Source organism: Spiribacter curvatus (genome assembly GCF_000485905.1).
In the GTDB taxonomy this organism is placed as follows: domain Bacteria; phylum Pseudomonadota; class Gammaproteobacteria; order Nitrococcales; family Nitrococcaceae; genus Spiribacter; species Spiribacter curvatus.
Window position 1 is genome coordinate 1,406,964 of record NC_022664.1, and the last position, 26,083, is coordinate 1,433,046.

Genomic DNA, 26,083 nt, shown 5'->3' on the forward strand with positions numbered 1-26,083 from the left:
CCCCATCCGTCATCGGATACCGTGATGGCATGACATTGCTATCACTTGATAACCGCTACCCCGACGAAGCCCCCGACGCCGCTTATGCGTTCTGCGAGCCACGACCGGCGCCCGCACCCGCCATGCAGCTCGCCAATCACGACCTGGCCGCGGATCTGGGTCTCGATCCGCAATGGCTCCGGGGCGATGAGGCGGCGGCACTCTGGACCGGGACACAATTACCCGCCGGCACTCGCCCGGTGGCCCTCGCCTATGCCGGTCATCAGTTCGGGCAACCGGTCCCACAACTCGGTGATGGCCGGGCGCTGATCCTCGGCCAGCTCACCGGCCGGGACGGGCGATTGCGTGATCTACAACTCAAGGGATCCGGTCCGACGCCCTTCTCACGCGCCGGCGACGGCCGTGCGGCGCTGGGCCCGGTGCTGCGGGAGTATGTCGTGAGCGAGGCCATGCACGCACTCGGCATCCCGACGACCCGGGCGCTCGCGGCGGCAACGACCGGTGAGACGATCGACCGGCAGTTCGGGCCGGAACCGGGTGCGGTACTCACCCGCGTGGCGGCAAGCCATCTGCGTTTCGGGACCTTCGAGTACTTTGCGCACCGCGGCGATACGGCGGCGCTGCAGACGCTGACCGACAACGCCATCGACTGGCATGACCCGGATCTGCGGGCGCTGCCGGCAGCGGAACGTGCCGCCGGGCTCCTGCAGCGGGTCGCCGATCGCACCGCCGTACTGGTCAGTGAGTGGCTCCGGGTGGGCTTCATCCACGGTGTGATGAACACCGACAACATGACCCTCAGTGGCGAGACACTGGACTATGGACCCTGCGCGTTCATGGATGGCTTCCGGCCCGATCGGGTATTCAGTTCCATCGATGCGCGGGGCCGGTATGCATGGAACCAGCAGCCCCGCATCGGTCACTGGAACCTGGCACGGCTGGCGGAGTGCCTGATCCCGCTGCTGGACGACGATGAGGACACCGCTGTCAAACGGGCCGAGGGCATTCTGGCGTCCTACTCGACGCGATTCGAAGCCTGCTATAACCGGGTCCTGGCGGCGAAACTGGGGCTGATCGATCACCAGGACGAGACCCCAGTGGCGTCGGCTGAGGGCAGCGAACTGGCTGAGCGTTTTCTAGGGCTTATGGCCCGCCACGAGGCCGACTTCACGAATAGCTGGCGCGCCCTGGCAGAGGGATCACCCGACGACAACCGACAGATCGATGCCATGGCCCAGTGGCTGGGAGACGACAACGAATGGCGGCGCTGGATGGCGGATTACGCGGTGTGCCTCGAGCAGGCCGGCGTCACCGAGTCACAGAGGCGGGCGCGCATGAATGCGACCAACCCCGCTGTGATACCCCGCAATCACCGTCTGGAAATGGCCATACAAGCGGCTCGGCAGGGTGATATGGAGCCGACTGAACAGCTACTGGCGGCGCTTCGGTCGCCCTATCAACCCGTTGATGCATCGCAGTGGCTGCAGACACCGCCGGCCCTTGATGAGCGGATCCCCGCTACGTTCTGCGGGACCTGACCGGGCACTCACAACGACAGTCCCGGAGCGTGACAAAGTCACTGTGTTTCCCTCCTGATCGCGGGAGGCTGGTCACGAGAAGGTCAGGCGAACCTTCCGTGAGGAGGACACATGACGAACGCTTATCCGACCCATCCTTCCCGCCGGCGTTTTCTCGCCGGTTCCGCCGTGGCGGCGGGCGCCGCGGCAACCGGTATCGGCGGTAGCGCGCTCGTCGCAAGCGGCGCTGCGAAGGCCGTATCAACCAACGCCCGGATCGTGATCGCCGGGGCCGGCGCGGCCGGTCTGTCGATTGCCACACGGCTCAACCGCCAGCTCGACGGCGCGCGGATCACACTCATCGACAGTCAGCAGGTCCACCTTTATCAGCCCGGACTGACACTGGTTGCCACGGGCGTTTGGGAAGCGGATCACGTCGAGGACCGAAACGCCCGCTACATGCCGGACAGTGCGGAATGGATCCAGGACGACGTCGTCGCCTTCCATCCGGACCGCAATCAGGTTGAGACCGCCGGGGGCGACCGGGTCGACTATGATTACCTGGTGGTCACAACGGGGCTGCAGCTGAACTTCGACGAGATTGAGGGAATGGATGCGGACCTCATCGGCAGCAACGGGCTGGGTTGCGTTTACGACACGCCGGAGAACGCAGCGCGGACCTGGGACGCCGCCCGCGACTACATCCATAATGGCGGTGTGGGCTTTTCACCCGACCACCGGGACCCATCAAGTGTGCAGGAGCGCCGCTTAAGGTCACGATGCTCATCGAGGATGCGCTGCAGGACAGCGGCATGCGTGATCGTGCCGAGATGCACTATCTGCCGCCGGGTGAGGGGCTTTTCTCCCAGCCGGACATTCACGAGTTCCTCACATCGTATTTCCCGGACAAGCGGAATGTGGCGATTGACTGGAACCACCCGCTCGCCGGCATCGATCCGGCCAATCGGCGGGCCACCTTCGCGACACCACAGGGATCACGGACGGTCGATTACGATTTCATCCATGTGGTCCCACCGATGTCGGCACCGGACATGATCCGCAACGGTGATCTCGGCTGGCAGACGGGCGACTTCCAGGGCTGGCTCGAAGTGGATCAGTACAGCATGCAGCATCGCCGCTACCCGAACGTGTTCGGCGCCGGTGACGTTGTCGGAACGCCAGTGGGCAAGACGGCCGCCAGCGTCAAGGCACAGGCCCCGGTGGTGGCGGATAATCTGGTCGCCGCCATCGACGATCGGGAATTCCCGATGGAGTGGACGGGTTATACGTCCTGCCCACTGATCACCGAGAAGGGTCAGGCGATGCTGGTCGAATTCGACTTCAGCCTCGAGATGACGCCCTCATTCGATTTCCTCAATCCGTTCGAGCCGCAGTGGGCCCCATGGTTTCTCAAGGAGCGGATGCTCCATGCGGCCTACAACGCGATGCTCCGCGGTCGGGTCTAAGGAGAAACGTCATGGAATTCTCGATTTTTGGCATCCTGGCGGTGGTCCTGGAGCTTTTCCGGCCCATTCTGCTGCCGGTGGGACTCGTGATAGGGGTGGATCTTCTCCTGTTCGCAATGGTGGTGGGCCGGCACCGTCGACTGAATCTGGCGGCCGGCCTCAGAACGGCCGCGGGCATCGGTGCGCTGCTTGGTATTTCCGCGGCGCTCTACTTCCCCGCCTGGACCGGCGCCAATCTGGCACAGCTCCAGAGTATCGTTGACTATCTGGCTATCGTTGCCGCCGGCGTCGGGATCGGATTCGCGTCCGCCTGTATCGTCTATCCGCCGATCCAGCTGCTCATGAAAAGGACCGCCTGATCCATGACAGAGTCGACCCGATTGCAGCACCTGCCCATCGCCCTTTTCGCCATGGTCATGGGCATTTCAGGGCTGACATTGCTGTGGCAGAAAGGGGCGATGGTGTTCGGCCTTCCAACGGCGATCGGCCAGGGTTTACTGGTCCTCGCCGGCGGGATGTTCGCCCTGCTGCTGATGGCCTACATCCTCAAGCTCGCGCGCTATCCCGCCGCCGTTCAGGCTGAGCTGAACCACCCCGTCAAGCTCAGCTTTTTCGCGACCATCAGTATCAGCCTGATCCTGCTGGGAACGGCAACACGCCACATACTGCCCGATTTCTCGCTGAGTCTGTGGGCCATTGGCGTCGGCCTGCACCTGGCTCTAACACTGTTCATCGTCGATCGCTGGATGCATCACGAGCACTTTCAGATCGTCCATATCAATCCGGCCTGGTTCATCCCGGCGGTCGGCAACATCCTGGTCCCGATCGCCGGGATGACGCATGGCTATGTCGCGGTGTCATGGTTTTTCTTCAGCGTCGGCCTGATCTTCTGGATGATCCTTCTGACGATCATCTTCTACCGGATCATCTTTCATGATCCGCTGCCGGGCCGACTGCTGCCGACGCTGTTCATCCTCATCGCCCCGCCGGCAGTCGGATTCATCGCCTATGCCAGCATGGTGGGTGGTATGGATCCCTTCGCCCGGATCCTGTTCAACACTGGGCTGTTCATGACGCTGCTTCTGGCTACCCAGATCCGCCGATTCGCCGCGCTCGGTTTTTTCCTGTCCTTCTGGGCCTACTCCTTTCCGCTCGCGGCAATGACGATCGCGGCGATGGTCTATCACCAGCACACGGGTGCCGATTGGGCGCAGTGGCTGAGTGCAGTCCTGATCGCTGTCACGAGCGCGGTCATCCTGTGGCTGTGCCTGCTCACTGTGCGGGCAGCGGGACGCGGACAGATATGCGTCCCTGAATAGTCGTTGGCAGAGCCCGGTTTGATTTGCTTGCGATCAATTCCGCTCGCGCTGACGCTTTCCCGAAGGATCCGCAGTCGGTAGGCTAACCGGTGAAGATTAAAACGCTTACAAAGCGATTTCCTATCCACCATCAAGGGGTGAATTCATGACCGACAATAGTTTCCGTAACGACCGGCGCCGTCTCCTGCGGGGTGCGCTCATGGGCGCTGCCGCTGCACCGATTGGCTACATGGGCGTTCGCGGCTCCAACGCACTCGCCCAGGATATGCCCAAACTCGCCGAGGACGATCCGCAGGCGATCGCCCTGAACTACGTCCATGATGCGACCGAGAAGGACGACATGCGCGAATCCGACGCGGTCTGCGCCAATTGCCGGCTCTACCTCGGTAGCCGTGATGATGAGTGGGGCGGTTGCACTGCATTCCCGGGTAAGGCCGTTAATACCAACGGCTGGTGCAGCGCCTGGGTGCGGGCGAGCAGCTAAGGCCGAATCACGTTCGAACGCAAGCCCCCGGTCTCGTCCTCCGAGCCGGGGGCTTTTATTAGGTCGATCGTCGGAACAACCCACGGACCCAACCCGAGGCACTCTCCATGATCCGATCCCTGCTTTCCGCACTGGCTCTGCTGATGCCCGTCCTGGTCCTCGCCCAGGCAGACGACACCGCGCTTCCGGCACCGATCATGGCGCTGGAGGATCGGGGCGCCACCATTGGTGAGGCCTTCGAGGCGCCCGGCGGGCTGACCGGCTACACCGTCAGCTTCCAGGGTCAGACACTCGCCGCTTACGTGACCTCTGACCAGCAGCATGTACTCGTCGGGACACTGCTGGATGGTGATGGCACCAACCTGTCCGAACCCGTCCTCTCCGCCGCCGCCAACGCCGCAAGGCCGGAAAGCGAGTGGGACGCGGTCGCGGATGCAGGCTGGATCGCCGATGGCAGTCCCGATGCGGAACGCGTGATCTACTCGTTCACCGATCCCAACTGTCCCTATTGCAGTCGTTTCTACAAACAGAGCCGGGACTGGGTCGAGGCGGGCGACGTGCAGATCCGCCATGTGATGGTGGGGGTCCTCCGAGAGGACAGCCTGGGCAAGGCCGCGACGCTGCTGGCCGATGACGACCCGGCCGCCGCGCTGGCCGCACACGAAGCGGCGTTCGATGAAGGTGGCGTCACACCGGCTGATCCCATTCCTGAATCCGCGTCATCGACGGTGCAGTCGAATAACGAGCTCATGAGCCGTCTCGGCATCCGCGGCACCCCGTCGGTCTACTACCGTGATGAAAACGGTGACATCCGACTGGCCCGCGGACTGCCCAGGGACGAACGCCTCACCGCCGTTATGGGTGGCCCGCGCCCCGAATGATCAGTACTGCAGTCGACTGCGGCTGTGATCGATATAGTGCGCCCGGATCCGGCGTGTCGCCGGGCCGGGATGGCCGTCGCCGATGGGCACGCCATCAATCGCTGTCACCGGAGTCACAAAGGCGGTGGCACTGGTAATGAAGGCCTCCCGGGCGCCCTGAGCCTCAGCCACGGTGAAGGCCCGCTCAACGACCCCGGCACCGGTTTCCCGCGTGTAGTCGAGCACTGCGGCACGAGTGATGCCATGGAGAATGTCCTGCGATATCGGGCGAGTGACCAGGCTGCCATCGGCGGTAATGATGTGGGCATTGCTCGAGCTGCCCTCGGTGACGTGCCCCCCCTCCACCATCCAGACATCATGCGCACCCCGCTCGTCGGCGAGGGTCTTCATCATCGAGGGGTAGAGCAACTGCGTCGTTTTGATATCGCGCCGATGCCAGCGCTTGTCCGGCTGGGTAATGATCGACAGGCCGGACTCGGCTGCCGGTGTATCAAGCAGTGACTGGGCCTGCGTGAAAAGGATCACCGAGGGCTGAGCATTCGTTGGCTGGAGGAAGCTGCGGTCCGCCACACCGCGGCTGATCTGCAGATAGACCAGCCCCTCACGCAGGTCATTGCGGTGAATGAGCTCGCGGTGGATATCCAGCAACCCGGCCTCCTCCGGATCGAAGTCGATCCCCAGTTCCGCAAGGCTGCGGCGGAGTCGCCTTTGATGGGCATCAAAGTCGACGAGCCCACCGTCGATCACTGCGGTGACTTCATAGACGGCATCGGCGAAGAGGACGCCGCGGTCGAAAATGGACAGACTGGCAGATGCCTCCGGCAGGAAACCGCCATTGACGTAGACGATACGTGACATCCCTCGATTCCCCTTGCACTCGGCTCGACTCGATCATCAGGGTATCACCGCAGCACCCGCCAGATGCGAACCGCCGAGCCGTCGATGATCCGTGCCTGCAGCACGACATCCGCGCCATCGCCGCTGTCATCGGCAAGCGCAGTGAGCCGGTAGCCACAGGCATGGCCACGACAGTCAGCCTGGTTGATCGAGCGGAGCCGCTCAACCAGGACCTCGGGCGCGCGACTCAGCAGCGGGTGGTGGGGCGCACCACTCACCGCCCGCCCCTGCGCCCGGATCACCGACCGCCATGCCGCCCGCTGCGGCGCTGGCACCGGATCCACCGGTGGCCGGGACCAGTCGCTTGCGCGGTCAGCCCCACGACGCAGGGCGAAAGCTGCGGCCTCGAACGTCCTGGCGCGGTCGATCGCAGCGGTGACAGAGCGGGCCTGGAGCATGCCCCGCTCCAGCGCCGACAGGGTGATCAACGCAACGATCACCACCACACCGAGGACTCCGATCAGAGCGATACCGCGCTCATCACCCCTCACGGGCGGCCATTCCGCAGCGCAATGGTGGTCTGCACTGACCGACCGGCCGCGATTGGCGCATCCGGCGCGCTCAGCTCAAGCGCAACCTGCACGGCAACGACATCCAGACCGTCCAGGTCCGCTTCGCCACTGACGGTTCGATCGACGTAGCCATCGCCGTTGTCATCAATGCCCGCTTCGATGCTGAGCGAGCGGACCCCGACCACCAATTCCTCACGATCACCCCCCCTCGACTGGCGACGCCGGAACAGGCTGCGACCCCCTCCATCACCCACCGAGGCATCGACGAAAAAGGTCGTTCGTTCAGGCACGAATATCTCGATCGGATCGCCCATCGGCCAGTAACCCTCGGTCGGTCGTCGGTTGACCGCCGCAGGTCCAGGACCTCGATCGAGGGTGTCAGTGGCCGTATCCGCCTGCCGAAACAGCACGCAGCCACTGCCACGCGCGTTGACCGCGGCCACCGGCTGCCCCGCTTCCACCCCATGAGCCCGATCGAGCGGCAGGTTTTCACCTCTGACGGGTGCTCCCACCAGACCGGCGTGCCCGAGGCTGCGCATCGTACGGATGGTGAGTCCATTGCCAGCGCTGATCACCGTTGCGATGGGGTCAACGCCGGACGCAACCAGATTGCGCCGGCGGTCGGGGTGACAGCCCGGATAACCGGCCTGCCGGAGTGTGCGCGCGATCAGTGCCAGCGCGGTCCCTGCGCCATCCAGTTGACGTGCGGTCGAACGATCCACTCGCTCGATCTGCCGGGCGGTCAGCAGTGACTCCCCGGCGGTCAGCAGGACGACCGCACCGAGACCCGTGGCAATCAGCAGCTCGACCAGCGTCAGCCCGCACTGGCGACGGTGGCCCGTGGTCATGGACGGAATACATAGCGCAGCTGGGCAGCCTCGGCCTGACCCGGACGCCGCCAGGCAAGCGTGATGACACCGCGGCCCGCGCGGGTGCGGGGCCACTCAACGCTGGCCTCACCCTCGGGCAGCCGTTCGGCAACACGATCCCGCCATGCCGCTCGATGGACCGCCGGGAGACCGGACGGGCCGTAGGCCCGCACCTGTTCGGCAAGCGCCATCGCCAGCACGCGTGCATCCGTATGCCACTGCATCTGGCGCAGGTCGTTGCCGGCCCGGGTCTGGCCAAGGATAAGGCCCAGCAGCCCCATCCCGAGAATGGCGGAGGCGACCAGCACCTCAACCAGTGAGCTGCCGGCCTGACGGCTACTGACAGGCGTTGTTCTCGTCGCGTGCATGGGCCCAACGTAGCAGGCCCCCGGTGGTGCCGGACGACCGCTGATCGGCCGTCCGATACCGTCAGGCGGTGACCGTCAGCCGCATTTACTGTCGCCACAGTTGAGGCAGGTCAGGCAGCCATCCATGACCACCATGGCCTTGATGTGACACTTACCGCAGAGCTCAGCGCCCGCGGGATAGCCATCGTCATCCGTCGCGGCATCATTGGCCGGATTGCCTGCCTGGCCACGATCCATGGCCTCGGCCTTTTTCTGCTCGATATAGCGGCGCTGATGCTCATCCAGCCCCTCCGCTTCGATCATGCCGATGGAGCGCAGATGCTGCTCGAGCACCTCGCCGATCTCGGCGACCAGGGAGGGCATAAAGCGACCGCCCTTTTTGAAATAGCCGCCGCGCGGGTCAAAGACACTGCGCAGTTCCTCGACCAGGAAGGTGCAGTCGCCACCCTTGCGGAACACCGCCGAGATGATCCGTGTCAGCGCCACGATCCACTGAAAATGGTCCATGTTCTTCGAGTTGATGAACACCTCGAATGGTCGACGCAGCTCATGCTCCGTGCCCTCGTTGAGTATCAGGTCGTTCACGGTGACATAGAGCGCATGCTCGGAGAGCGGCGTCTTGATCTTGTAGGTCTGCCCCTCGAGGCGCTCCGGTCGCTTCAACTCCTCGTGCATGTGCTCGATCGCAGCGGCCGCCGCCGGGGTATGGCCGGCGTCACTGGCGGGGGCGTCTTCCGCATCCGCCCGGGCGACTTCGTAGTCAACGATCTTGGTATCGATTTTCACTGCCATGGCGTCTGTCCTCAGAATTTCCCGTAGTACCCTTCCTTGAGGGCGTCATAGAGGTTGGCGGCGGTATGAACCTCGCCGTCGTACTCGACCTCATCGCCGCCTTTCACCTCGACGGTGCGGCCGTCATCCAGGCGGAAGCGGTAGATCGTGTTCTCAAGGTCTGACTCCTTGACCAGCACCCCCTGGAACGCCTCCGGATTGAAGCGGAAGGTCGTGCAGCCCTTCAGCCCGTTGTCATAGGCGTACTGGTAGATGCCCTTGAAGTCCTCATAGGGATATTCCGTGGGGACATTGGCGGTTTTGGAGATACTCGAGTCCACCCATTTCTGGGCGGCGGACTGAATGTCGACGTGCTGCTTCGGTGTGACATCGTCCGCGGCAATGAAGTAATCGGGCAGGTTACGGGTCTCCGCATCCATGCTCGGCAGCGCTCCCTCGTCGATGAGCGTGCGGTAGGCGAGCAGCTCGAAGCTGAAGACATCCACCTTCTCCTTCGACTTCTTACCCTCGCGGATCACATTACGGAAGTAATGATGCGCAAAGCTCGGCTCGATGCCATTGGAGGCATTGTTCGCCAGCGACAGGCTGATCGTGCCGGTCGGCGCAATGGAGGTGTGATGGGTGAACCGCGCTCCCTTTTCAACCAGCGCTTCAACCAGCTCCGGCTCCTCGCCGGCGACCCGTTGCATGTAGCGGCTGTAGCGGCCCCAAAGCACTCGGCCCGGGATCGTATCGCCGCTGCTATAGCCATCATCGCGGAGCTCCGGCCGCCAGGCGAGCATCCGCTCGGTGACCGTGAATGACTCATCCATGATCGGCGCCGGGCCTTTTTCCTCGGCCAGTCGCAGGGCCTCGCGCCAGCCCTCCAGCGCCATCTCCCGGGACACCTCTTCGGTAAACGCCAGCGAATCGGCATCGCCGTATTTCATCCGCAGCATCGTGACCGTTGAACCAAGGCCGAGGAAGCCCATGCCGTGGCGGCGCTTGCGCTGGATCTCCTCACGCTGACGCTCGAGCGGCAGGCCATTGATCTCGACAACGTTATCGAGCATGCGGGTGAACAGCGCCACTACACGGCGGTATTCGTCCCAGTCGAAGTGGGCACGCTCGGTGAATGGTTCGCGGACGAACTTGGTGAGGTTCACCGAGCCGAGCAGGCAGGCCCCGTAAGGCGGCAGCGGCTGCTCACCACAGGGATTGGTCGCGCGGATTTCCTCGCAGAACCAGTTATTGTTCATCTCGTTGACGCGATCAATGAGCACAAAACCCGGCTCGGCGTAATCGTAGGTCGAGGTCATGATCATGTCCCAGATCCGCTGGGCCTTGACCCAGCGATAGATCCGGCAGGCAACCAGACCATCGTCCCGCGTCAGATACCCGCTGGCGCGGTTCGGCCATTCCCGCCAGAGCACCTGATCGGCATCGTTGACGTCGACACCCTCGCTCTGCGCCTCTTCGGGCTTCATCGGGAAGGCCAGCGGCCAGTCAGCGCCGTCGCGGACCGCCTGCATGAATCCATCCGTGATGAGCAGGGAGAGATTGAACTGGCGCAGGCGACCATCCTCGCGCTTGGCGCGGATGAAATCCATGACATCGGGATGGCCGACGTCGAAGGTCGCCATCTGGGCGCCCCGGCGCCCTCCTGCAGAGGAGACGGTGAAACACATCTTGTCGTAGATATCCATGAACGACAGCGGCCCGGAGGTATAGGCGCCGGCGCCGGACACATAGGCCCCCTTGGGACGCAGTGTCGAGAACTCATAGCCGATGCCACAGCCCGCCTTGAGCGTCAGGCCAGCCTCGTGGACCTTTTCGAGGATGTCGTCCATCGAGTCACTGACCGTGGACGAGACCGTGCAGTTGATCGTCGAGGTCGCCGGTTTGTGATCCCAGGCACCGGCGTTGGAGGTGATGCGGCCAGCCGGGATGGCCCCGCGGCGCAGCGCCCACAGGAACTGTTCGAACCAGTAGCCCCGGTCTTTCTCGGGCTCGACATCGGCGAGCGCCCGGGCGACACGCTGATAGGTGTCATCGACCGTCTCATCGATGATCGTGTCTTCCTTGGACTTGAGCCGATACTTCTTGTCCCAGATATCGGCGGAGGCGGGCTGGATGGGGATATCGGTGACGGCCTTGGGTAGCGCACGCAATTTAGTTGCGGTTGTCATGGCATTCTCCTTGCGCTGGTCGATTCGGCACCGGAACCGCGACACACGCGGGTTACCGGCGGTTATCCACAACATATACAGGCGATTTCCCGTTCCACCACTACATATTGTGCAATGACCCATAGCCTAACCCAGGACAGGCACAAGTCAAGCCGGACGGGGCGGGCTCAGCACTCGATATCGTGCTCGGTGACGGGGATGAATCGGGCGCCATCGCACTCGGGCTGCAGGACAAGGATATCGGCCTTACGGAAGATCCCGGGGCCCAGTCCCTGACTCTGGTGGGCCAGAGCCTCGACGGTCGGGGTCTCCATGGCCGAATCCGGTAGATCGAGCAGGAAACCGACGATGCGCTCATCATCCAGGGCAAGCGCCCATTCGGTCTCTGTGCGTACCCGTTGGAGCTCACGCTCGAGGTCAGCGTCGGCCGGTGCCTCGCACTGCCCGCCAGCGACCGCGTCCAGCAGTCGTTCAGCCAGGGCAGCGCTGGCCTCACCGCCGCGGTCACCCGGCACCTGCGCCCCCCCGGCGTCGACGAAAGCGCGGGCGAAAAGCAACCGATCCGGGTGGGCGGCCTGCCGGACCGCCTGGCGGGCCGTGGCGACGGCGTCACGTATCCGTGCGACCTGCCTCGCTCGAAATGCCGCCACTATTCGTAGCCGTCGTAGTCGCTGAGCTGGCCGCTGGCGCTGTAGTCGCGCTGGACGCGCAGTTTCGCGGCGATGAAGGCGCTGTGCTCGACATGAAGCAGTTCGGCGATCTTGCGGACGAGATGCTCTTCGTAGCGATCCATCTCCGAGTCAGCAAGGCAGACCCGCCACAGCAGCTCTACCACCTGGCACTTCTGCTGATAGTCGAATTGCTCGTTGATCAGCTGACTGAACTCGAAGTGATCCGTCGCGTCGTGCACCTCCTGATCGGCCAGCTCGATCACCTCCGAAGTCTCCTCCGGCGAGAGCCCGAAAACCTCGATGATGCCGTCGTGGATCGCCTGGAACTCCACGCTGTCGCGCTGGTTGTCCGCCTGTGCCATCTCGATGAGCAGCGCGGCCGTGGCAAGCTGCAATCGGTGCGACTCGGGATCGTCAGCGGATGCCGCGCCCGGGTTCATGCGCTGTTCATAAAACTGCTTGATGGCTTCAATCATCTCCAGAACCTGTTTCCTGCTCTCCGTTGTTCCCGTCTTATCAGGGCTCATCCGCCATGTCGACCACGGAAATGGCGGCCGAGCGGGCCACCAGCAGTCGCTGTCCCGCTTGGATGCGGTCGGGGTCATCGAGTTCATTGAGCCGGATCAGCTGATCGGTATCGACGTCGTGGCGCCTCGCTATGGCGCCCAGCGTCTCGCCAGGACGAACCTCATGATGGTTTGCCCCAACGGCCGACGGCATTGATCCTGCCATCGGCAGATCCAGACGCTGCCCGGCACGCAGCCGCCGCGGATCAGCAATCCCGTTAGCCGCCATCAGGGCCTGCAGGTCAACGTCATAGCGCTGGGCAATCGCGGACAGCGTCTGCCCCGCCACCACCGGGTGCTCACGCGTTGGACGCTGGTCACGATAGAGCCGATCGCCGCGCAGATTGGCAATGGCGCTCGCCCAGTCAACCCGCTCTCTCACCGGCAGCACCAGGGCATGGCCCCGGGGAATGAACTTACGTCCGTCCCAGACCGATGGTCCGAGGCCCGGATTAAGGCGTTGGAGCGCCGAGCGGTCAATCGGTGTTCCAGCCAGCAGTGTGTCCACCGGCGTGTAGTGAGGCAGCTGCACGCGCAGGGTCTGCAGTGGCGGATCGCGGCGGATCCCACTGAAATGGCGTTCAGCATCCTCGTCCACGCGGGCGGCGGCGATCAACGCCGGATAGAAGTGCCGCGACGCGAAGCCGAAACGCGGCCCCTCATAGCGCTCGCGCACCGCCATATACTGTTTTGAACCCACCTCGCGCACCGCCCGCCGGATGCCGTTGAGGCCGTGGTTGTAGGCGGTAATGGCGAGCGGCCAATCGCCCAGCTCATCATGGTTATGGGCAAGCAGTGCGGCCGCGGCGGTACTGCTCTTCCACGGATCGAGTCGATCATCGACAACCGGATCGATCCGCAGGAAACGACGTCCGGTCCCGGCGGTGAACTGCCACAGCCCGGCAGCCCCGGCGTGGGAGCGCGCCCGCGGATTAAAGGACGACTCGACATGTGGCAGGGCGACAAGCTCGGCCGGCACGCCCCGGGCGGCAAGCGCATCGAGGATGTGCGCCCGCCAGCGACCCGATCGGACGAGCCCCTCGCGGAAGCGCTCCCGCAATCCTCCCTGAAACCGCAGACGCGACGCCATTTCGCGCGTGGCCGCCGCGCCAATGCCAGCGGGCAACCGCGTCAACAGATCTGACTGCAGCGCACCGGCGGGTTGCATCGCCTGATCCGCCAGTGCGTTCAGCGCTTCCCGGTGTCGATCCAGTGCCACCCGGATCACCTCGCGACGCGCCTGCCAGTGCGGGGGCTGAGGCACCTCGAGCCGCGCGATGATCCGCAACCCAGGGCCGGCATCGTGGATGACGCCCGCGTCAACGGACACCTCGGTATAGATCTGCTGCCAGAATGCGACGGCCGGCTCGAGGGCCGCCGGCACCGGCAGTGACGGTGTGGTCTCCGCCGCCGATGCCGAGATCATCCCCCCGACCAACAGGATCGTTTGCAGCGCGCGACGAAGCGTTAACATGGCATCCTCAATAGGGAGAGTGGCTCTCTATCGGATACTAGTCGCGGAGGACGCCGCAGACAATGCAGCCGATTCAATGGATTCTCGTCGCCGCTGTCCTGCTGATCTCGACCGGCAGCGCCCTGCACGCCCTGCTCTTCAAGCGCGAGCCCGCGGCGGCATTCGGATGGATCGCATTCTGCCTGCTATTCCCCGTGGTCGGCCCGGTGTTCTATTACCTGCTCGGAATCAACCGGATCTACATGCGTGCCCGTCAATTGCGCGGTGAACACACAAGCAGCCTCGATGCCACCAACACCCACGTCGCCGATCCCATCCCGACCGCATTCCGCACCCAGGCACAGATCTCGGGCGCCGTAACGGGGCTGGCGATGACCCATGGCAACGTCATCGACAGCCTGGTGGGCGGCGAGGCGGCCTATCCCGCCATGCTCGAGGCGATCGATCAGGCGACCGACCGGGTCTATCTGTCCACCTATATATTCGAGAGCAACAGCGTCGGACAGCGTTTCGCCGATGCCCTCGCCGCGGCCCACGAGCGGGGTGTCGACGTTCGCGTGCTGGTGGATGGCGCGGGTGAGTACTACAACCGGCCGGCGATCCGGCACCGGTTACAGGCGGATGGCGTTCATGTCGAGCGCTTCCTGCCCCCTCGTCTGTTCCCCCCGAGTCCCGTCATCAACCTGCGTAATCACCGCAAGCTCCTGATCACCGACGGCACCATCGGCTTTGTCGGCGGCATGAATATCGGTGACCGCCATCTCCATGAGCGGCCCGATCATCGTGAGGGTATCCGTGACATCCATTTCCGCGTGCAGGGACCGGTGACCCGACAGCTCGAGGATGTCTTCCTCGACGACTGGGAGTTCGTCACCGGCGAGCGCCCCGCACTGTCCGCTCCCGCCGGGCCGGAACAGACCGGCACCGCGTTGGGCCGGACCCTCGTGGATGGTCCCAATGAGGATCTGCATCGGCTGACGATGGTCCTGGTCGGCGCGGTCGCTGCGGCGCGCGAACATGTCGCCATCATGACACCCTACTTCGTGCCACCCCGGGAACTGGTGGCCGCACTGCAGGCGGCCGCCGTCCGCGGTACCCGCGTCGATATCATCCTGCCGGCTCACAATAATCTGCCATTCATGCACTGGGCGAGCCGCAACATGCTCTGGGAGCTGGTCAAGTGGGATGTCGGGGTTTACTACCAGCCGGGCCCGTTTGATCACACCAAGCTGATCGTCGTCGACGAGCACTACACTCAGGTGGGCTCGGCCAATCTGGATGCGCGGAGCCTGCGACTCAACTTCGAGATCATGGTTGAGGTCTATGACACGCGCTTCGGTGCCCGAATGGCGCGGCATATCGAGACGGCGCGGGCGAGCGCCCATCGCGTGACGCTGACAGAGCTCGACGAGCGCCCCCTCCTGCCGCGGATCCGCGATGCCATTGCCTGGCTGTTCACGCCGTACCTGTAGCAGGCAGCAGCGCCAGCCAACCGCCGATCAGTGCAGCGACCGCTCCCACGGTCAGGACGGTGCGAAGGCGTCGGAACCAGCGCGGCATGACCATCGCGGCATAACGCGCCTCCCAGAACCGCCAGGCCATGAAGCCCACCGCCAGCAGCGGCAGTCCGATCAGCGTCGGCAGAATCAGCGCGACCCAGCCCACCAGCGCGGGGATGACCGAGGCATGGAATGACGCCGGCGCTGGATGATGCTGACCCATGGCGAGCCCCCAGTGAATCGCGCCGACGAACGACAGGATCACCGCGCCATAGGCAAGCAGCCATTCCACCGTCCAGGCCAGTCCAAGCCATGGTCCGGCGGCCGCCGCCGCGAATGGCAGCAGACCAAGATAGCCCATCCAGCTGGCAGCGTTCGGATGACGCCCGGGCGCCTCAATCCGCGCGGTCGCCGCCTGCAGACCACCGACAAAGCGCCCATCGATGAACACCTGCGGTAGCGTGGTCGAGCCGGTCAGGGCCTTGAGACGGGCGAACTGTTCGCGATTGTCCGCCGACCCCATCCCCATCTCGATGGCGCGCCAATCCCGGCCGCTCGACTCCAGTAATTCATCCAGGCCGCCCAGATCGGTGACAGTGGAGTGAAAGACCACCACCTCTGCACTGGCGGCGAGATCCTTGAGGGTCGGCTCGTCCGACATGATTTGCCCCGGCGTTGAGAATTCCGTGTCCATAATAGGGTCGAAGCAACAATAACCCAATTCATCAGCGCGTTTCCCGGAGGTTTTAATGTCGCGTCTGCGCCTGCTGATACTGAGTCTGATCACGGTAACCACACTGCTCCTGGCCGGCTGTGCGGGTGTCTCTCCCGAGGACTATGCCGGACAGACCCCTGAGTTCCGCATCGAGGAGTACTTCGACGGAGATGTGAAGGCCTGGGGAATGTTCCAGTCGCGCAGTGGTGAAGTGAAGCGGCGCTTTACGGTGGATATCGAGGGCACTGTCGACGGTGACCAGATCACGCTTGACGAGCGCTTTACCTACGACGACGGCGAGACCGACCGGCGGGTCTGGGAAATCGAGCGCATCGATGAGCATACCTATGAGGGCACCGCCGGCGACGTGGTGGGTGTCGCCGAAGGCAAGCGTTATGGCAATGCCCTGAACTGGCAGTACACCCTCGCCCTTGAGGTGGGCGATCGGACCTGGAACGTCCAGTTCGATGACTGGATGTATCTGAATGACGAGAACACGCTCATCAACACGGCAGAGGTCAGCAAGTTCGGCTTCCGGGTCGGCACGGTCACGCTGTTCTTCCGCCGCGACAACACGACGGGGGCAGGCAGCAGTGAATAGCGCCCTAGCAGCCGCCCTCATCATACTGGCGACGGGCTTCACGTCCGCGGCAACGGCCGTGGTCGAGGAGAAAGGGGCTCGCTTTGAAGAGCGGATCGATCTGGCCGGCGAGCGCCTTGAGCTCACCGGGACTGGCACCGTGAAGTACCGGATTGTGTTTACCGTTTATGCCGCCGGGCTCTACCTACCGCCTGGAAAGTCCGGCAGCGACGCCCTGGCGGCGGATACGCCGCGGCGGCTGGAGATCGAGTATTTCCACGACATCAGTGCCGATGACATTATCCGCGCCGCCAACACCAAGCTGGATGAGCAGCTCAGTGACTCGCAGCGCGAGGATCTGCAACCGCAGATTGAGCGCTACCACGATCTGTTCCAGGCGGTCAGCGATGGTGATCGCTACCGGATGGACTATGTACCGGGCGAAGGCACAGCGCTCTCATTCAACGGTGAACCGGTCGGTCAGGTGGAGGGCGAGGCATTCGCTGCCGCCTATTTCGGTATCTGGCTGGACGCCGACAATCCGCTATCCACCGGGTTGCGGAACAACCTGCTGACGGACTAGCGGATACGGTGCCGGTCAAGCCCTCGAATCACGGGATCGAGGAAGGTGTCGGCGCGCTGCAACGGGGCCGTGGTGACGGCGCTGATGGCGATGAACAATGCCACGGCGAGCGCGCCGCCACAGACGGATGCCGGGATACCCAGCGGATCGGTGCCAGTCACCTGCAGATAGGTGACGGTCACACCCGCACCCACCATGCTGGCGATCGCACCGGTGGACGTTCCGCGACGCCAGAAAAAGCAGCCGACAATGGCGGGAACGGTCACCAGCAGTCCGGATGAGGCAGCGACCGACAGAACCGTAATCAGGTCAAGCTGGAGTCGTGCGAAAAGGATCGCGAGCACGGTCGTGATGAGCACGACCGCCTGTCCGGCGAGCATCTCACGCCCACCCTGCGGTGCCAGCGGCCGGTAAATATCGCGGGCCACCAGCGACGACAGGCTGAGCAGGATGGAATCCACCGTAGAGACCGCCGCGGCGACGATGCCCACGACCAGCACAATCGCCACCGCCGGCGGAACGGCGCCAGTGGCCAGTAGACGTGGGGTGGCCAGATCGGCCTGATCAAGATCCGGGACCAGCTGCAGCGCCGAAACCCCCCAGATCACCGAGATCAGGGTGTAGACGAATCCCAGCACCAGAAACCCCATCAGCATGGTCCGCATCGCGCCGATGGAGGCGGTGGTAAACAGGCGCTGACTGACCTGTGGATTACTGATGGAGAAGAAAAACCACGGCAGGGTCAGCCCGATGAACGTCGTCAGGCTGAACAGCCCCGGCCCCGGAACGCTCAGCCACGCCTTGTGAGTGGCGGCGGTCGACGCGAGGAATTCGCCGGGACCGCCCAGCGCCGCCACCACGAACCCCACCGCAATCAGGCTGGTGATCAGCATCACGATGACCTGCAGTGCGTCGGTCCACAGTACTGAGCGCATCCCTGCGGCAAGGGTCCAGATCAGTGCGAGCGACGCCCCGATGAGGATGCCCTGCTCGAAGTTGATGGCGCTATCGGTCATCCCCGATACCAGATAACCGATCCCCATCAGCTGAACGGCGCTGTAAGGCACCAGAAACACGCAGGCGGTGATCGCCATGGCGCCGCCGACCAGACGGCTGTCGTAGCGGTAGCTCAGCATCTCCGCCGGCGTAATGAAACCGAATGCACGGCTCGCGAGCCAGAAACGCGGCCCGAAAATCGCCACCAGGCCGAGCCCGGCAAGATAGACAAGCTCAAAGCCAAGCGCGCCTACACCACCGGCATAGGTCAGTCCGGCAAGCCCGATCATCATGAAGGCACTGTAAGTGGTTGCGCCGTAGCTGAGGGCCGAGATGACGCCGCCGGCCCGGCGCCCTGCCAGGTAATACTCGGCTGCGCCGGCACCCAGGCCCCGACGGGCCGCGAGGGCGACACCAAGGCCGATGAGCGCGTACAGGATCAGCGCTGTGATGATCCCGGCCGTCATGGCCGCCAGTCCGCCACGAGCCGACCGATCAGGGCGATCACAACCACCCCGAAGATGACCCAGAAAAGAAAGGCGCCCTGCCACATCGCCAGTCCCCGGAGCGGGCCGTACGGTACGACATAGGCGAGCACGATCGCGACCGCCAGCAGCGCAAGTGTCCTGTGACTGCGTCGACGCCCGTCACTCATGGCAAGCCTCCTCTGATAGCACCTCAGGCGGTTCGCGCGCGGGGATCGGTCCCGGTCAGCAGCTGCGCCGCCACCACACAGGTGAGCCCGAAGGGAAGATAGCCGGCGTATCCGAGCAACGGCATCTCAAAGACATGCAGGATCTGTGCATTGGGGATGTGGTAAGTCCACCGCGCCAGGCTGAAAATGTTCCAGAGCTCCCAGCAGAATCCGCAGAACAGCGCGGCGAGCACCGCAAGCCAGGGGTCACGCCAGTTCCCGCCTGCAACGCCACTGAACAGGTGGCGCTCGCCAACCGCGCCCTGGATGGCCACAATCAGCAGCGGCGGAGCGACCCAGACCAGCGCATAGAATGCATCGGGCCGGATGGCGATCGCCACCAGTCCCAGCGCGCCGGCTATCAGTACCGCTTTGGCGGTGCGTTCCGGCCGTGACGGGCGCAACTGGAGAAACTGATCCAGACCCCGGGACAGGCCCGGCCAGGTCGCGAACAGATCCCGGGTAACCAGCACCGCCGGCAGCACGGTGCTGAACGGCAGCGCCGATCGCAGAAACCAGTTGAGGGCGTCATTCTCCGCGACTCCCGTCCCGGTGTAGATCCAGTTGCCAGTGAACTGATTGAGGTATTCAAACAGATACCAGAATAGTGCGCTTGCCGGGAAAAGCGCGAGAAACCGCCGCGGCTGTTCGATGACAAGAACCCGGCCACCGCGGCGTTGGATCCACGCGCTGATCACACCGACGTAAGCCACCCACAGCGGTGTGAAACTGAGTCGACGAACGGTTTCCAGTCCCGGGATGGGCACCCAGGCGATGACCCAGAACACCCCAAGCGCGATCAGCGACAGCCAACCCCAACGTGGGAAAGCCGGTCGTGGCGATACGGACGCTGGCGCTGCCGACGGGTGATGGGCATTGGCCCGCAGGACCCGGATCACGAAGGGCAGCAGGGTGGCAAGGATCAGGATCGCATAGAGCGCGAAGGCGAGCGGCACGAAACTGCCGGGCGCCGGCTCGATGGGTCGCGGCGGAAAGCGCAGGTAATCGCCTGGATCGCCGTTGACGATCAGGACACCCACCAGTGGCGCGACGACCATCAGCGCCACGATCGCCAGCGTCTGGAGACCGTGACGCCGCCACCCGCCGTATCGCGATTCAGTCTCTGTCGACAGCATCGATCGCCACCACCCGCCAGTCAAACCCGAGCGCCTCGACCGCCCCTCGCAGTGCTTCCATGGCCGTTCCGACGGCTGCCGGCGAGCCCCGCAGCCCCAGCTCCAGCGAGAAACCATCCTCCCGCAGCGTCGGCAGGCAGGACAGGCGCAGATCCGGGTAATCGCGCTCGAAACGCTCGAGCAGCGGGATCATATCGCTTTCACGGGCGCCATCGACAGCGATCGCCTGTTCCGCCAGACGCTCCGCGTCCTGCCACTGCGAGTAGTGATGATCAAGCACCCAGGCCATCATTGGCCAGGCCATGCTGGGGAAACCCGGCATGAAATGATGGTGGGCAATGCTGAACCCGGGCACCTGATTGACTGGATTGGGGATCACATCCGATCCCTCGGGAAACTCCACCAGCTGGAGACGATGGGCGGGCTCGACCGGACGGCCAAAGCGCTCCTCAAGCATCGCGACTCCTTCCGGCTGGGGGATGAGCGGGCGGCCCAGTGCCGCGGCGGCACACTGACGGGTCCGGTCATCGGGCGTGGCGCCGATCCCGCCGCAGCTGAATACGACGTCACCCCCCGCCAGCGTTTCCTCCAGCGTGCGGGTGATCAGTGTTGGCTCGTCGCTGATCATCCGCACCCAGCGCAGCTCGAGACCACGCTCCGCCAGCAGTTCCAGCAGATGGGGGAAATGCTTGTCTGAGCGCTTGCCAGACAGCAGCTCATCGCCAATCACAATCAGTCCGAAGCCAGGGATAGAGTCCGCCATTACATCGACTCCCGAATCAGTCCCAGCAGCATGCCCTCGAGCTCCGCGAGGCTGGAGACTGGCGTATGCGGGACATCGGGAACGTCCCCGGGCCACGCCGCATTGTCCCGATTGAGCCAGACCGCCTGCATGCCATTCGCCGCTGCGCCATAGACATCGCTGTGGACATCATCACCGACATGGACGATCTGCCCGGCCGCGACTCCCGCCCGGCCCGCCGCTGTGTCAAAGACCAGGTGCGAGGGCTTGGCCGCACCCAGATCGACCGCGGAGAGCGCGAAATCGAAGTACGCATCCAGTCCGATCCGGGCGATATCGGCGTTGCCGTTGGTGATGGCACCCACACGGACGCGGCCCTGAAGGGCCCGCAGCATCGCCAGTGTATCCGGGTAGAGCCTCACCGCATGACGGGCCTCCAGGAACACGTCAAAGGCCTCTTCCACCAGCGTATCGAGGATAGGGCCCGCATAACCGGCGAGCTCGCCGGCCCGACGCAGCCCTGCGCGGCGCAGGGCAGTGACATCGTGCGCGATGTCAGGCCGCTCGGCCGCGATCTGGTTGCGCAGCTCCCGCATGCCCTCGGCGCCGACATGCTGTGTTACTGCCGGGTAGTGCTGCTCGAGCAACCCGTGGCAGACCGCCTCGGCATGCGGCAGAACGCCATCGAGGTCCCATAGGGTGAAGTCGAGGTCGAACGTAACCGCGGCGATCGGCGCCTGTAGCGTTCGGCGCGTCACGCGTGCACCTCCCCATCCAGTGTTCGCCAGACACAGTGGCCACCGCTCTGCTGATCGAGCTGATCGAGCCATGCGGTGTGAGCGGCCGTTTCCGCCTCGGTCGGCTCGATGACCCGCAGCCGTGGCCGATCGGCGCTGACCGGCTGGTCGCTCTCGATCCGCTGCGCGGGGCCCTCTTCTTCCTGGGCACTGAGATGCAGGGTGACCTGCCCGCCGGTCATTGCCAGATACACCTCGGCAAGGATCTCGGCGTCGAGCAGCGCACCATGGTGTGTGCGACCGCTGTTATCGATCGCATAGCGCCGGCAGAGGGCGTCGAGGCTGTTGCGCTGACCGGGATGGCGACGCCGCGCGAGCGTCAGGCTATCGGTCACCCGGCAGTGATCGGCGATCCGTCCCCAGTCGGTGCCAAGCCGGCCGAGCTCGCTGTCGAGAAAACCGACGTCGAAGGGCGCGTTATGGATGATCAGCTCGGCGTCGGCCACAAAATCGAGGAAAGACCGGGCGATATCCGCAAAGCGCGGTTTATCCATCAGGAACCGGTCGGTGATCCCGTGCACCTCGACGGCCTCGGGATCCACCGCCCGATCGGGGTTGATGTATTCATGGAAACGCTGCCCGGTGGGCCGGCGCTGTTCGACCTCATAACAGCCAATCTCAATGATCCGGTGGCCGTTTTCCGGCTCGAGTCCAGTGGTTTCCGTATCCAGAATGACCTGGCGCATCAGTCCGCCGCCCTTTCCAGCTCGTCGATCCCTTGGTTGGCAAGATCATCAACGCGTTCATTGCCATCATGGCCGGTATGGCCACGTACCCAGTGCCAGCGTATCTCATGGCGCTGCGAGAGCGCATCCAGACGCTCCCACAGATCCCGGTTCTTGACCGGCTGGCGACTGGCAGTCTTCCAGCCACGGCGCTTCCAGGCATCCACCCACTCGGTGATGCCCTTGCGGACATACTGGGAATCGGTGGTCAGATCCACCGAACATGGACGGCTCAACGTCTCCAGCGCCTGAATGGCCGCCATCAACTCCATGCGGTTATTGGTGGTCTCCCGCTCGCCGCCGTGCAGGGTCTTCTCGACCCCTTCCCAGCGCATCAGCACGCCCCAGCCACCCGGTCCGGGATTGCCCCGGCAGGCGCCGTCCGTGAAAATCTCAACCGGCGTCATGCCAGCTCTCCCTTCGACTTCGAGTGGCCCCGGCGCCGGCCTGCGTCAGGCCGCCGGGAATGATTTCAAATCGGCGCCGCCATTGCTGGGGCGGATTCACCGCGCCGTTAACGCGCTTCTGACCAATCACCAGATGGGCACCGCCAATCCAGTTGAGACCCGCACCCAGCGACTCCCTCCGGCGGTTGGCCTGGGAATGGGGATGGCGTTGCAGCCACCAACGACTCAGCGGCGGTGGCAGGAGGGCCACCCCTTCTGGCCGCCGGGGCACCATACCCAGCAGCATCATCCAGTCGGCGATCCGTCGGGCGGCAAGATAGCGCCCCGACCATGGCGGCGTCCGGGCATTGCCCGACAGAGCGCGGCGCACCCCCCACAGGCTGTAGGGGTTGAACCCCAGCACCAGCAGATGACCCTCCGGCGCAAGGACACGTGCCGCCTCGCGGATGACCTGATGGGGGGCGTGACTGAACTCCAGCTGATGGATCAGCATGACCACATCGACACTGCTCGAGGTCAGCGGAATCACCCGACTGTCTGCCTCCAGATCAATCGACCCGTCCGGGCAGTCATCCATCACCCACTGACGGACATTACCGAACACTGCTGGACTGCGGCCGCCGCCATAGGCACCGACCTGCAGGACACGCCGTGCATACAGTCCGGCCAGACGCCGCGTCAGCAATCGCGTCTCGCGCTCCGCAAGATCCTCCCCCGCCGGTGTAGCAAACCATTCATGCAGCGCACGCATCGATGATTCCTCCGTACGGTTGATCGAACATTGGCAATTGAGGCGACCGGTCGGTCGGGGTAGCATGCAACGATGCTCGAAGTTACACCAATCCCCGTCCTCAGCGATAATTATACTTGGCTCATCCATCAGCCGCAGTCTTCTGGCGCGATCGTCGTCGATCCCGGCGACGCCACGCCGGTCGCGCACGCGCTGGACAGCCTCGACCTGCACCTGACTGCCATTCTGATCACTCATCATCACGGTGATCACGTGGCCGGTGTCGGGGGGTTGCTGGCGGATGCCCTCCCGGTCTATGGGCCGGCTGACAGCAACATTCCACACCTGACGCATCCGCTCCGGGCGGGTGACCGGGTTGCGCCGGGTGGTCTTGGCATTTCGCTGGAAGTGCTCGCAGTGCCCGGACACACCCTTGATCATATCGCCTATCTGGGCGATGGCATGCTGTTTGCCGGCGATGCGCTTTTCGCCGGCGGCTGCGGGCGGATGTTCGAGGGCACGCCGGAACCGATGCAGCGCTATCTCGCCGAATTACGCGATCTGGCCCCCGATACCGACATCTACTGCGGGCATGAATACACGCAGGCGAACCTCGAGTTCGCGAAGCGGGTCGAGCCCGAGAACGAGGCGCTTGAGAAACGACTCGAGCGCGTGCGCGAACAGCGCCGGCGCGGCGCCATCACGGTGCCCTCCACCATCGAGGATGAGCGCGCCACCAATCCGTTCATGCGCTGGGACAGTCATGCAGTCATACGGCATGCCACCGAACATGCAGGTCGCCCCCTGGAGGGTCCGGCCGATGTCTTCGCCGTACTCCGCGACTGGAAAGATCACTTCTGAGGAACCGCTCTTGAGCCGCTACTGTTTCGCGCCGCTACTCACGGCCCTCCTGATCGCCGGCTGCGCCAATGTCCCGCAGCAGACCTCATCCCCCGATGCCGATCAGGCTGTGGCGACGGGCGGGTCACCGACTGGTTCTGCGGAACACCCCATGGCCCGGGAGCCATCGACGCGCACCGCAGGCGGCGCTGACGCCGGCACCTCCCCCGATCCGGCGGCCAATGTCTGGGAGCGGATCCGACGCGGCTATGCCATCCCTGATCACGACAACCCGCGTGTGCGCCGTCAGTTGACCGACTATGCAACTTACGGCGACTACTGGCAGCGAGTGTCTCAGCGCGCCCGTCCCTACCTCTATCACATCGTCGAGACCCTCGACGCCCGCGATATGCCGCTGGAGCTGGCGCTTCTGCCGGTCGTCGAGAGTGCCTTCCGGCCGTTCGCCTATTCCCACGGCAGTGCCGCCGGTATCTGGCAGTTCATCCCCGCGACCGGCCGGCACTACGGGCTGGCACAGAACTGGTGGTATGACGGCCGCCGGGATGTCCTGGCCGCCACCGATGCCGCCGTGAACTACCTGAGCTACCTCGGTGAGATGTTCGAGGGTGACTGGCTCCTGGCCCTCGCCGCCTACAACGCAGGCGAGGGGACGGTCATGCGCGCGATTGAGCGCAACCGCCAGGCGGGCCGCCCGACCGACTACTGGTCGCTCGATCTGCCCCGGGAAACCATGAACTATGTCCCGCGCTTGCTGGCAATCAGTGAGCTGGTCGCGAATCCATCCGCGCACGGCGTTGAGCTGGAACCCATCGCCAATGACCCCGCGGTCGTCACCATCAATCTCGACCGCCAGATCGATCTGGCACTGGCCGCCGACCTCGCCGGTATCGACATGGAGACCCTCTATCGGCTCAACCCCGGCTACAACCGCTGGGCCACCCCGCCATCCGGGCCCCATCGGCTACTCCTGCCGGCGGCACGCGCCAGTGCATTCCGACAGGGACTGGAGCGCACTCCCGAGACCGCGTGGATGCGCTGGCAACGGCATCAGATCCGTCAGGGCGACACCCTGGGGGGCATCGCCAATCAGTACCACATCACCGTGGCCTCGCTTCGCGAGGCGAATGACCTCAACGGCGACATGATCCGCCGCGGCGATCATCTGCTCGTCCCCATGGCCAGCCGCCCGACCGACGACTATGTGCTGACCGCGGATGCGCGTCGTCAGACAATGCGCAATCGCCAGCGGGACGATGGTGAGCGGCGGCACTACACTGTCCAGGCCGGTGACAGCTTCTGGGCCATTGCCCAGCGCTTCAATGTAACTGCCCGGCAACTGGCGGGCTGGAACGGGATGGCCCCCGGGGATACGCTCGGTGTGGGCGAGCAGCTGGTCGTGTGGACGCAGGACGGTGGCGGCCGCGGCACGGGTTCGTCCCGTCGACTGCAGTCAGTGACCTATTCAGTCCGGCAGGGAGACTCGCTCTACCGGATCGCCCGCCAGTTCAACGTCAGCATTGGCGATCTGCGACGCTGGAACGACCTGAGCGCCAACACCTACCTGCAACCCGGCCAGGAACTGCAGATGGAGGTGGATGTCACCGCCCAGAGCGGGACCTGAGCGGTTGGTCGAC

29 protein-coding genes and 1 pseudogene are annotated in these 26,083 nt (G+C 64.3%); 12 read left to right on the forward strand and 18 right to left on the reverse strand.

Annotated elements, in window-relative coordinates; all coding sequences use genetic code 11:
* The first annotated feature begins 29 nt into the window (after positions 1–29).
* The 7 genes and pseudogenes from SPICUR_RS06855 (at position 30) to dsbG (ending at position 5,667) form a co-directional block, all read left to right on the forward strand.
* Complete coding sequence (locus SPICUR_RS06855; RefSeq protein WP_023367428.1) at positions 30–1,538, forward strand: protein adenylyltransferase SelO; 1,509 nt, start codon at positions 30–32, stop codon at positions 1,536–1,538.
* 111 nt (positions 1,539–1,649) lie between these two features.
* Positions 1,650–2,069 (forward strand): annotated as a pseudogene (locus SPICUR_RS10250) (FAD-dependent oxidoreductase); the annotation flags it as partial.
* Between the two features lie 227 nt (positions 2,070–2,296).
* Positions 2,297–2,983: an NAD(P)/FAD-dependent oxidoreductase gene (locus SPICUR_RS10140; protein WP_023367432.1), complete on the forward strand. Its 687-nt coding sequence runs from the start codon at positions 2,297–2,299 to the stop codon at positions 2,981–2,983.
* Positions 2,984–2,994: 11 nt separating this feature from the next.
* Entirely contained in the window at positions 2,995–3,342 is a 348-nt protein-coding gene (locus SPICUR_RS06865) for a hypothetical protein (protein WP_023367434.1), read from the forward strand.
* Between the two features lie 3 nt (positions 3,343–3,345).
* Entirely contained in the window at positions 3,346–4,302 is a 957-nt protein-coding gene (locus tag SPICUR_RS06870; RefSeq protein ID WP_023367436.1) for an SLAC1 anion channel family protein, read from the forward strand.
* Between the two features lie 145 nt (positions 4,303–4,447).
* Positions 4,448–4,786: a high-potential iron-sulfur protein gene (locus SPICUR_RS06875; RefSeq protein ID WP_023367438.1), complete on the forward strand. Its 339-nt coding sequence runs from the start codon at positions 4,448–4,450 to the stop codon at positions 4,784–4,786.
* 107 nt (positions 4,787–4,893) lie between these two features.
* The gene (gene dsbG / locus SPICUR_RS06880) at positions 4,894–5,667 is read left to right on the forward strand and encodes a thiol:disulfide interchange protein DsbG (RefSeq protein WP_023367440.1); all 774 of its coding nucleotides are present in this window, start codon (positions 4,894–4,896) and stop codon (positions 5,665–5,667) included.
* Here dsbG and SPICUR_RS06885 read toward each other — a convergent pair whose 3' ends face one another.
* The 9 genes from SPICUR_RS06885 to SPICUR_RS06925 form a co-directional block, all read right to left on the reverse strand.
* Positions 5,668–6,525 (reverse strand): D-amino-acid transaminase, encoded by an 858-nt coding sequence (locus SPICUR_RS06885; RefSeq protein ID WP_023367442.1) that lies wholly within the window; start codon positions 6,523–6,525, stop codon positions 5,668–5,670.
* Between the two features lie 44 nt (positions 6,526–6,569).
* Positions 6,570–7,055 carry a hypothetical protein gene (locus SPICUR_RS06890; RefSeq protein WP_023367444.1) on the reverse strand — a complete coding sequence of 162 codons (486 nt, stop codon included), beginning with the start codon at positions 7,053–7,055 and terminating at the stop codon, positions 6,570–6,572.
* On the reverse strand, positions 7,052–7,924 hold the full coding sequence (locus SPICUR_RS06895; protein ID WP_023367445.1) for a prepilin-type N-terminal cleavage/methylation domain-containing protein: 873 nt from the start codon (positions 7,922–7,924) through the stop codon (positions 7,052–7,054). Before SPICUR_RS06895 ends, SPICUR_RS06890 begins: the two co-directional genes overlap by 4 nt.
* Entirely contained in the window at positions 7,921–8,313 is a 393-nt protein-coding gene (locus SPICUR_RS06900) for a prepilin-type N-terminal cleavage/methylation domain-containing protein (RefSeq protein WP_023367447.1), read from the reverse strand. Before SPICUR_RS06900 ends, SPICUR_RS06895 begins: the two co-directional genes overlap by 4 nt.
* A gap of 75 nt (positions 8,314–8,388) precedes the next feature.
* The gene (locus tag SPICUR_RS06905) at positions 8,389–9,105 is read right to left on the reverse strand and encodes a TSCPD domain-containing protein (protein ID WP_023367449.1); all 717 of its coding nucleotides are present in this window, start codon (positions 9,103–9,105) and stop codon (positions 8,389–8,391) included.
* Between the two features lie 11 nt (positions 9,106–9,116).
* A complete protein-coding gene (locus SPICUR_RS06910) occupies positions 9,117–11,273 on the reverse strand; it encodes an adenosylcobalamin-dependent ribonucleoside-diphosphate reductase (protein WP_023367451.1) in 2,157 nt (718 codons plus the stop codon).
* A gap of 167 nt (positions 11,274–11,440) precedes the next feature.
* Positions 11,441–11,923 carry a hypothetical protein gene (locus SPICUR_RS06915; RefSeq protein ID WP_023367453.1) on the reverse strand — a complete coding sequence of 161 codons (483 nt, stop codon included), beginning with the start codon at positions 11,921–11,923 and terminating at the stop codon, positions 11,441–11,443.
* On the reverse strand, positions 11,923–12,471 hold the full coding sequence (locus SPICUR_RS06920; RefSeq protein ID WP_237220325.1) for a tellurite resistance TerB family protein: 549 nt from the start codon (positions 12,469–12,471) through the stop codon (positions 11,923–11,925). The genes SPICUR_RS06915 and SPICUR_RS06920 overlap by 1 nt, the downstream gene beginning before the upstream one ends.
* Positions 12,461–13,984, reverse strand: a complete 1,524-nt coding sequence (locus tag SPICUR_RS06925) for a lytic transglycosylase domain-containing protein (protein ID WP_077176349.1) — start codon at positions 13,982–13,984, stop codon at positions 12,461–12,463. Before SPICUR_RS06925 ends, SPICUR_RS06920 begins: the two co-directional genes overlap by 11 nt.
* 62 nt (positions 13,985–14,046) lie before the next feature.
* Here SPICUR_RS06925 and SPICUR_RS06930 point away from each other — a divergent pair, with 62 nt between their 5' ends.
* The gene (locus SPICUR_RS06930) at positions 14,047–15,456 is read left to right on the forward strand and encodes a phospholipase D-like domain-containing protein (protein WP_023367459.1); all 1,410 of its coding nucleotides are present in this window, start codon (positions 14,047–14,049) and stop codon (positions 15,454–15,456) included.
* Here the strand turns inward: SPICUR_RS06930 and SPICUR_RS06935 are convergent.
* Positions 15,440–16,144, reverse strand: a complete 705-nt coding sequence (locus SPICUR_RS06935; protein WP_158499835.1) for a DUF3429 family protein — start codon at positions 16,142–16,144, stop codon at positions 15,440–15,442. The two genes, SPICUR_RS06930 and SPICUR_RS06935, sit on opposite strands and share 17 nt — an antisense overlap.
* Before the next feature lie 88 nt (positions 16,145–16,232).
* On the opposite strand from SPICUR_RS06935, the gene SPICUR_RS06940 reads away from it, so the two are divergent.
* Both SPICUR_RS06940 and SPICUR_RS06945 read left to right on the forward strand, forming a co-directional pair.
* Positions 16,233–16,799 (forward strand): DUF3833 domain-containing protein, encoded by a 567-nt coding sequence (locus tag SPICUR_RS06940; protein WP_023367463.1) that lies wholly within the window; start codon positions 16,233–16,235, stop codon positions 16,797–16,799.
* Positions 16,792–17,361 (forward strand): chalcone isomerase family protein, encoded by a 570-nt coding sequence (locus SPICUR_RS06945; RefSeq protein WP_158499836.1) that lies wholly within the window; start codon positions 16,792–16,794, stop codon positions 17,359–17,361. The genes SPICUR_RS06940 and SPICUR_RS06945 overlap by 8 nt, the downstream gene beginning before the upstream one ends.
* Here the strand turns inward: SPICUR_RS06945 and SPICUR_RS06950 are convergent.
* From SPICUR_RS06950 to SPICUR_RS06985, 8 genes are read right to left on the reverse strand one after another with little or no spacing between them, the layout of a single operon-like run.
* Entirely contained in the window at positions 17,358–18,824 is a 1,467-nt protein-coding gene (locus SPICUR_RS06950; RefSeq protein ID WP_023367467.1) for a sodium:solute symporter family protein, read from the reverse strand. The two genes, SPICUR_RS06945 and SPICUR_RS06950, sit on opposite strands and share 4 nt — an antisense overlap.
* Positions 18,821–19,012, reverse strand: a complete 192-nt coding sequence (locus SPICUR_RS06955; protein ID WP_023367468.1) for a hypothetical protein — start codon at positions 19,010–19,012, stop codon at positions 18,821–18,823. Before SPICUR_RS06955 ends, SPICUR_RS06950 begins: the two co-directional genes overlap by 4 nt.
* A gap of 23 nt (positions 19,013–19,035) precedes the next feature.
* Positions 19,036–20,187, reverse strand: coding sequence for a hypothetical protein (locus tag SPICUR_RS06960; RefSeq protein ID WP_023367470.1), 1,152 nt, complete (start codon positions 20,185–20,187; stop codon positions 19,036–19,038).
* Positions 20,168–20,950, reverse strand: coding sequence for a competence/damage-inducible protein A (locus tag SPICUR_RS06965; protein ID WP_023367472.1), 783 nt, complete (start codon positions 20,948–20,950; stop codon positions 20,168–20,170). Before SPICUR_RS06965 ends, SPICUR_RS06960 begins: the two co-directional genes overlap by 20 nt.
* Complete coding sequence (locus SPICUR_RS06970) at positions 20,950–21,687, reverse strand: HAD family hydrolase (protein WP_023367474.1); 738 nt, start codon at positions 21,685–21,687, stop codon at positions 20,950–20,952. Before SPICUR_RS06970 ends, SPICUR_RS06965 begins: the two co-directional genes overlap by 1 nt.
* Positions 21,684–22,412, reverse strand: coding sequence for a DNA polymerase III subunit epsilon (gene dnaQ / locus SPICUR_RS06975; RefSeq protein ID WP_023367476.1), 729 nt, complete (start codon positions 22,410–22,412; stop codon positions 21,684–21,686). Before dnaQ ends, SPICUR_RS06970 begins: the two co-directional genes overlap by 4 nt.
* Entirely contained in the window at positions 22,412–22,858 is a 447-nt protein-coding gene (gene rnhA, locus SPICUR_RS06980; protein ID WP_023367478.1) for a ribonuclease HI, read from the reverse strand. Before rnhA ends, dnaQ begins: the two co-directional genes overlap by 1 nt.
* Positions 22,845–23,609 carry a class I SAM-dependent methyltransferase gene (locus tag SPICUR_RS06985; RefSeq protein WP_023367480.1) on the reverse strand — a complete coding sequence of 255 codons (765 nt, stop codon included), beginning with the start codon at positions 23,607–23,609 and terminating at the stop codon, positions 22,845–22,847. The genes rnhA and SPICUR_RS06985 overlap by 14 nt, the downstream gene beginning before the upstream one ends.
* Positions 23,610–23,681: 72 nt before the next feature.
* On the opposite strand from SPICUR_RS06985, the gene gloB reads away from it, so the two are divergent.
* Both gloB and SPICUR_RS06995 read left to right on the forward strand, forming a co-directional pair.
* Positions 23,682–24,449, forward strand: a complete 768-nt coding sequence (gloB, locus tag SPICUR_RS06990) for a hydroxyacylglutathione hydrolase (RefSeq protein ID WP_023367482.1) — start codon at positions 23,682–23,684, stop codon at positions 24,447–24,449.
* Between the two features lie 10 nt (positions 24,450–24,459).
* Positions 24,460–26,070 (forward strand): LysM peptidoglycan-binding domain-containing protein, encoded by a 1,611-nt coding sequence (locus SPICUR_RS06995; protein ID WP_023367484.1) that lies wholly within the window; start codon positions 24,460–24,462, stop codon positions 26,068–26,070.
* Positions 26,071–26,083 lie beyond the last annotated feature (13 nt).

Bases quoted from the DNA above. Each gene is read 5' to 3' on its own strand.
- SPICUR_RS06910 (WP_023367451.1), bottom strand. From the start codon at position 11,273: ATGACAACCGCAACTAAATTGCGTGCGCTACCCAAGGCCGTCACCGAT.
- SPICUR_RS06965 (WP_023367472.1), bottom strand. From the start codon at position 20,950: ATGGCGGACTCTATCCCTGGCTTCGGACTGATTGTGATTGGCGATGAG.
- dnaQ (WP_023367476.1), bottom strand. From the start codon at position 22,412: ATGCGCCAGGTCATTCTGGATACGGAAACCACTGGACTCGAGCCGGAA.
- SPICUR_RS06925 (WP_077176349.1), bottom strand. From the start codon at position 13,984: ATGTTAACGCTTCGTCGCGCGCTGCAAACGATCCTGTTGGTCGGGGGG.
- dsbG (WP_023367440.1), top strand. From the start codon at position 4,894: ATGATCCGATCCCTGCTTTCCGCACTGGCTCTGCTGATGCCCGTCCTG.
- SPICUR_RS06960 (WP_023367470.1), bottom strand. From the start codon at position 20,187: ATGCTGTCGACAGAGACTGAATCGCGATACGGCGGGTGGCGGCGTCAC.
- SPICUR_RS06870 (WP_023367436.1), top strand. From the start codon at position 3,346: ATGACAGAGTCGACCCGATTGCAGCACCTGCCCATCGCCCTTTTCGCC.
- SPICUR_RS06900 (WP_023367447.1), bottom strand. From the start codon at position 8,313: ATGCACGCGACGAGAACAACGCCTGTCAGTAGCCGTCAGGCCGGCAGC.
- SPICUR_RS06950 (WP_023367467.1), bottom strand. From the start codon at position 18,824: ATGACGGCCGGGATCATCACAGCGCTGATCCTGTACGCGCTCATCGGC.
- SPICUR_RS06935 (WP_158499835.1), bottom strand. From the start codon at position 16,144: ATGTCGGACGAGCCGACCCTCAAGGATCTCGCCGCCAGTGCAGAGGTG.
- SPICUR_RS06875 (WP_023367438.1), top strand. From the start codon at position 4,448: ATGACCGACAATAGTTTCCGTAACGACCGGCGCCGTCTCCTGCGGGGT.
- SPICUR_RS06885 (WP_023367442.1), bottom strand. From the start codon at position 6,525: ATGTCACGTATCGTCTACGTCAATGGCGGTTTCCTGCCGGAGGCATCT.
- rnhA (WP_023367478.1), bottom strand. From the start codon at position 22,858: ATGACGCCGGTTGAGATTTTCACGGACGGCGCCTGCCGGGGCAATCCC.
- SPICUR_RS06855 (WP_023367428.1), top strand. From the start codon at position 30: ATGACATTGCTATCACTTGATAACCGCTACCCCGACGAAGCCCCCGAC.
- SPICUR_RS06905 (WP_023367449.1), bottom strand. From the start codon at position 9,105: ATGGCAGTGAAAATCGATACCAAGATCGTTGACTACGAAGTCGCCCGG.
- SPICUR_RS06865 (WP_023367434.1), top strand. From the start codon at position 2,995: ATGGAATTCTCGATTTTTGGCATCCTGGCGGTGGTCCTGGAGCTTTTC.
- SPICUR_RS06940 (WP_023367463.1), top strand. From the start codon at position 16,233: ATGTCGCGTCTGCGCCTGCTGATACTGAGTCTGATCACGGTAACCACA.
- SPICUR_RS06985 (WP_023367480.1), bottom strand. From the start codon at position 23,609: ATGCGTGCGCTGCATGAATGGTTTGCTACACCGGCGGGGGAGGATCTT.
- SPICUR_RS06930 (WP_023367459.1), top strand. From the start codon at position 14,047: ATGCAGCCGATTCAATGGATTCTCGTCGCCGCTGTCCTGCTGATCTCG.
- gloB (WP_023367482.1), top strand. From the start codon at position 23,682: ATGCTCGAAGTTACACCAATCCCCGTCCTCAGCGATAATTATACTTGG.
- SPICUR_RS06955 (WP_023367468.1), bottom strand. From the start codon at position 19,012: ATGAGTGACGGGCGTCGACGCAGTCACAGGACACTTGCGCTGCTGGCG.
- SPICUR_RS10140 (WP_023367432.1), top strand. From the start codon at position 2,297: ATGCTCATCGAGGATGCGCTGCAGGACAGCGGCATGCGTGATCGTGCC.
- SPICUR_RS06920 (WP_237220325.1), bottom strand. From the start codon at position 12,471: ATGAGCCCTGATAAGACGGGAACAACGGAGAGCAGGAAACAGGTTCTG.
- SPICUR_RS06895 (WP_023367445.1), bottom strand. From the start codon at position 7,924: ATGACCACGGGCCACCGTCGCCAGTGCGGGCTGACGCTGGTCGAGCTG.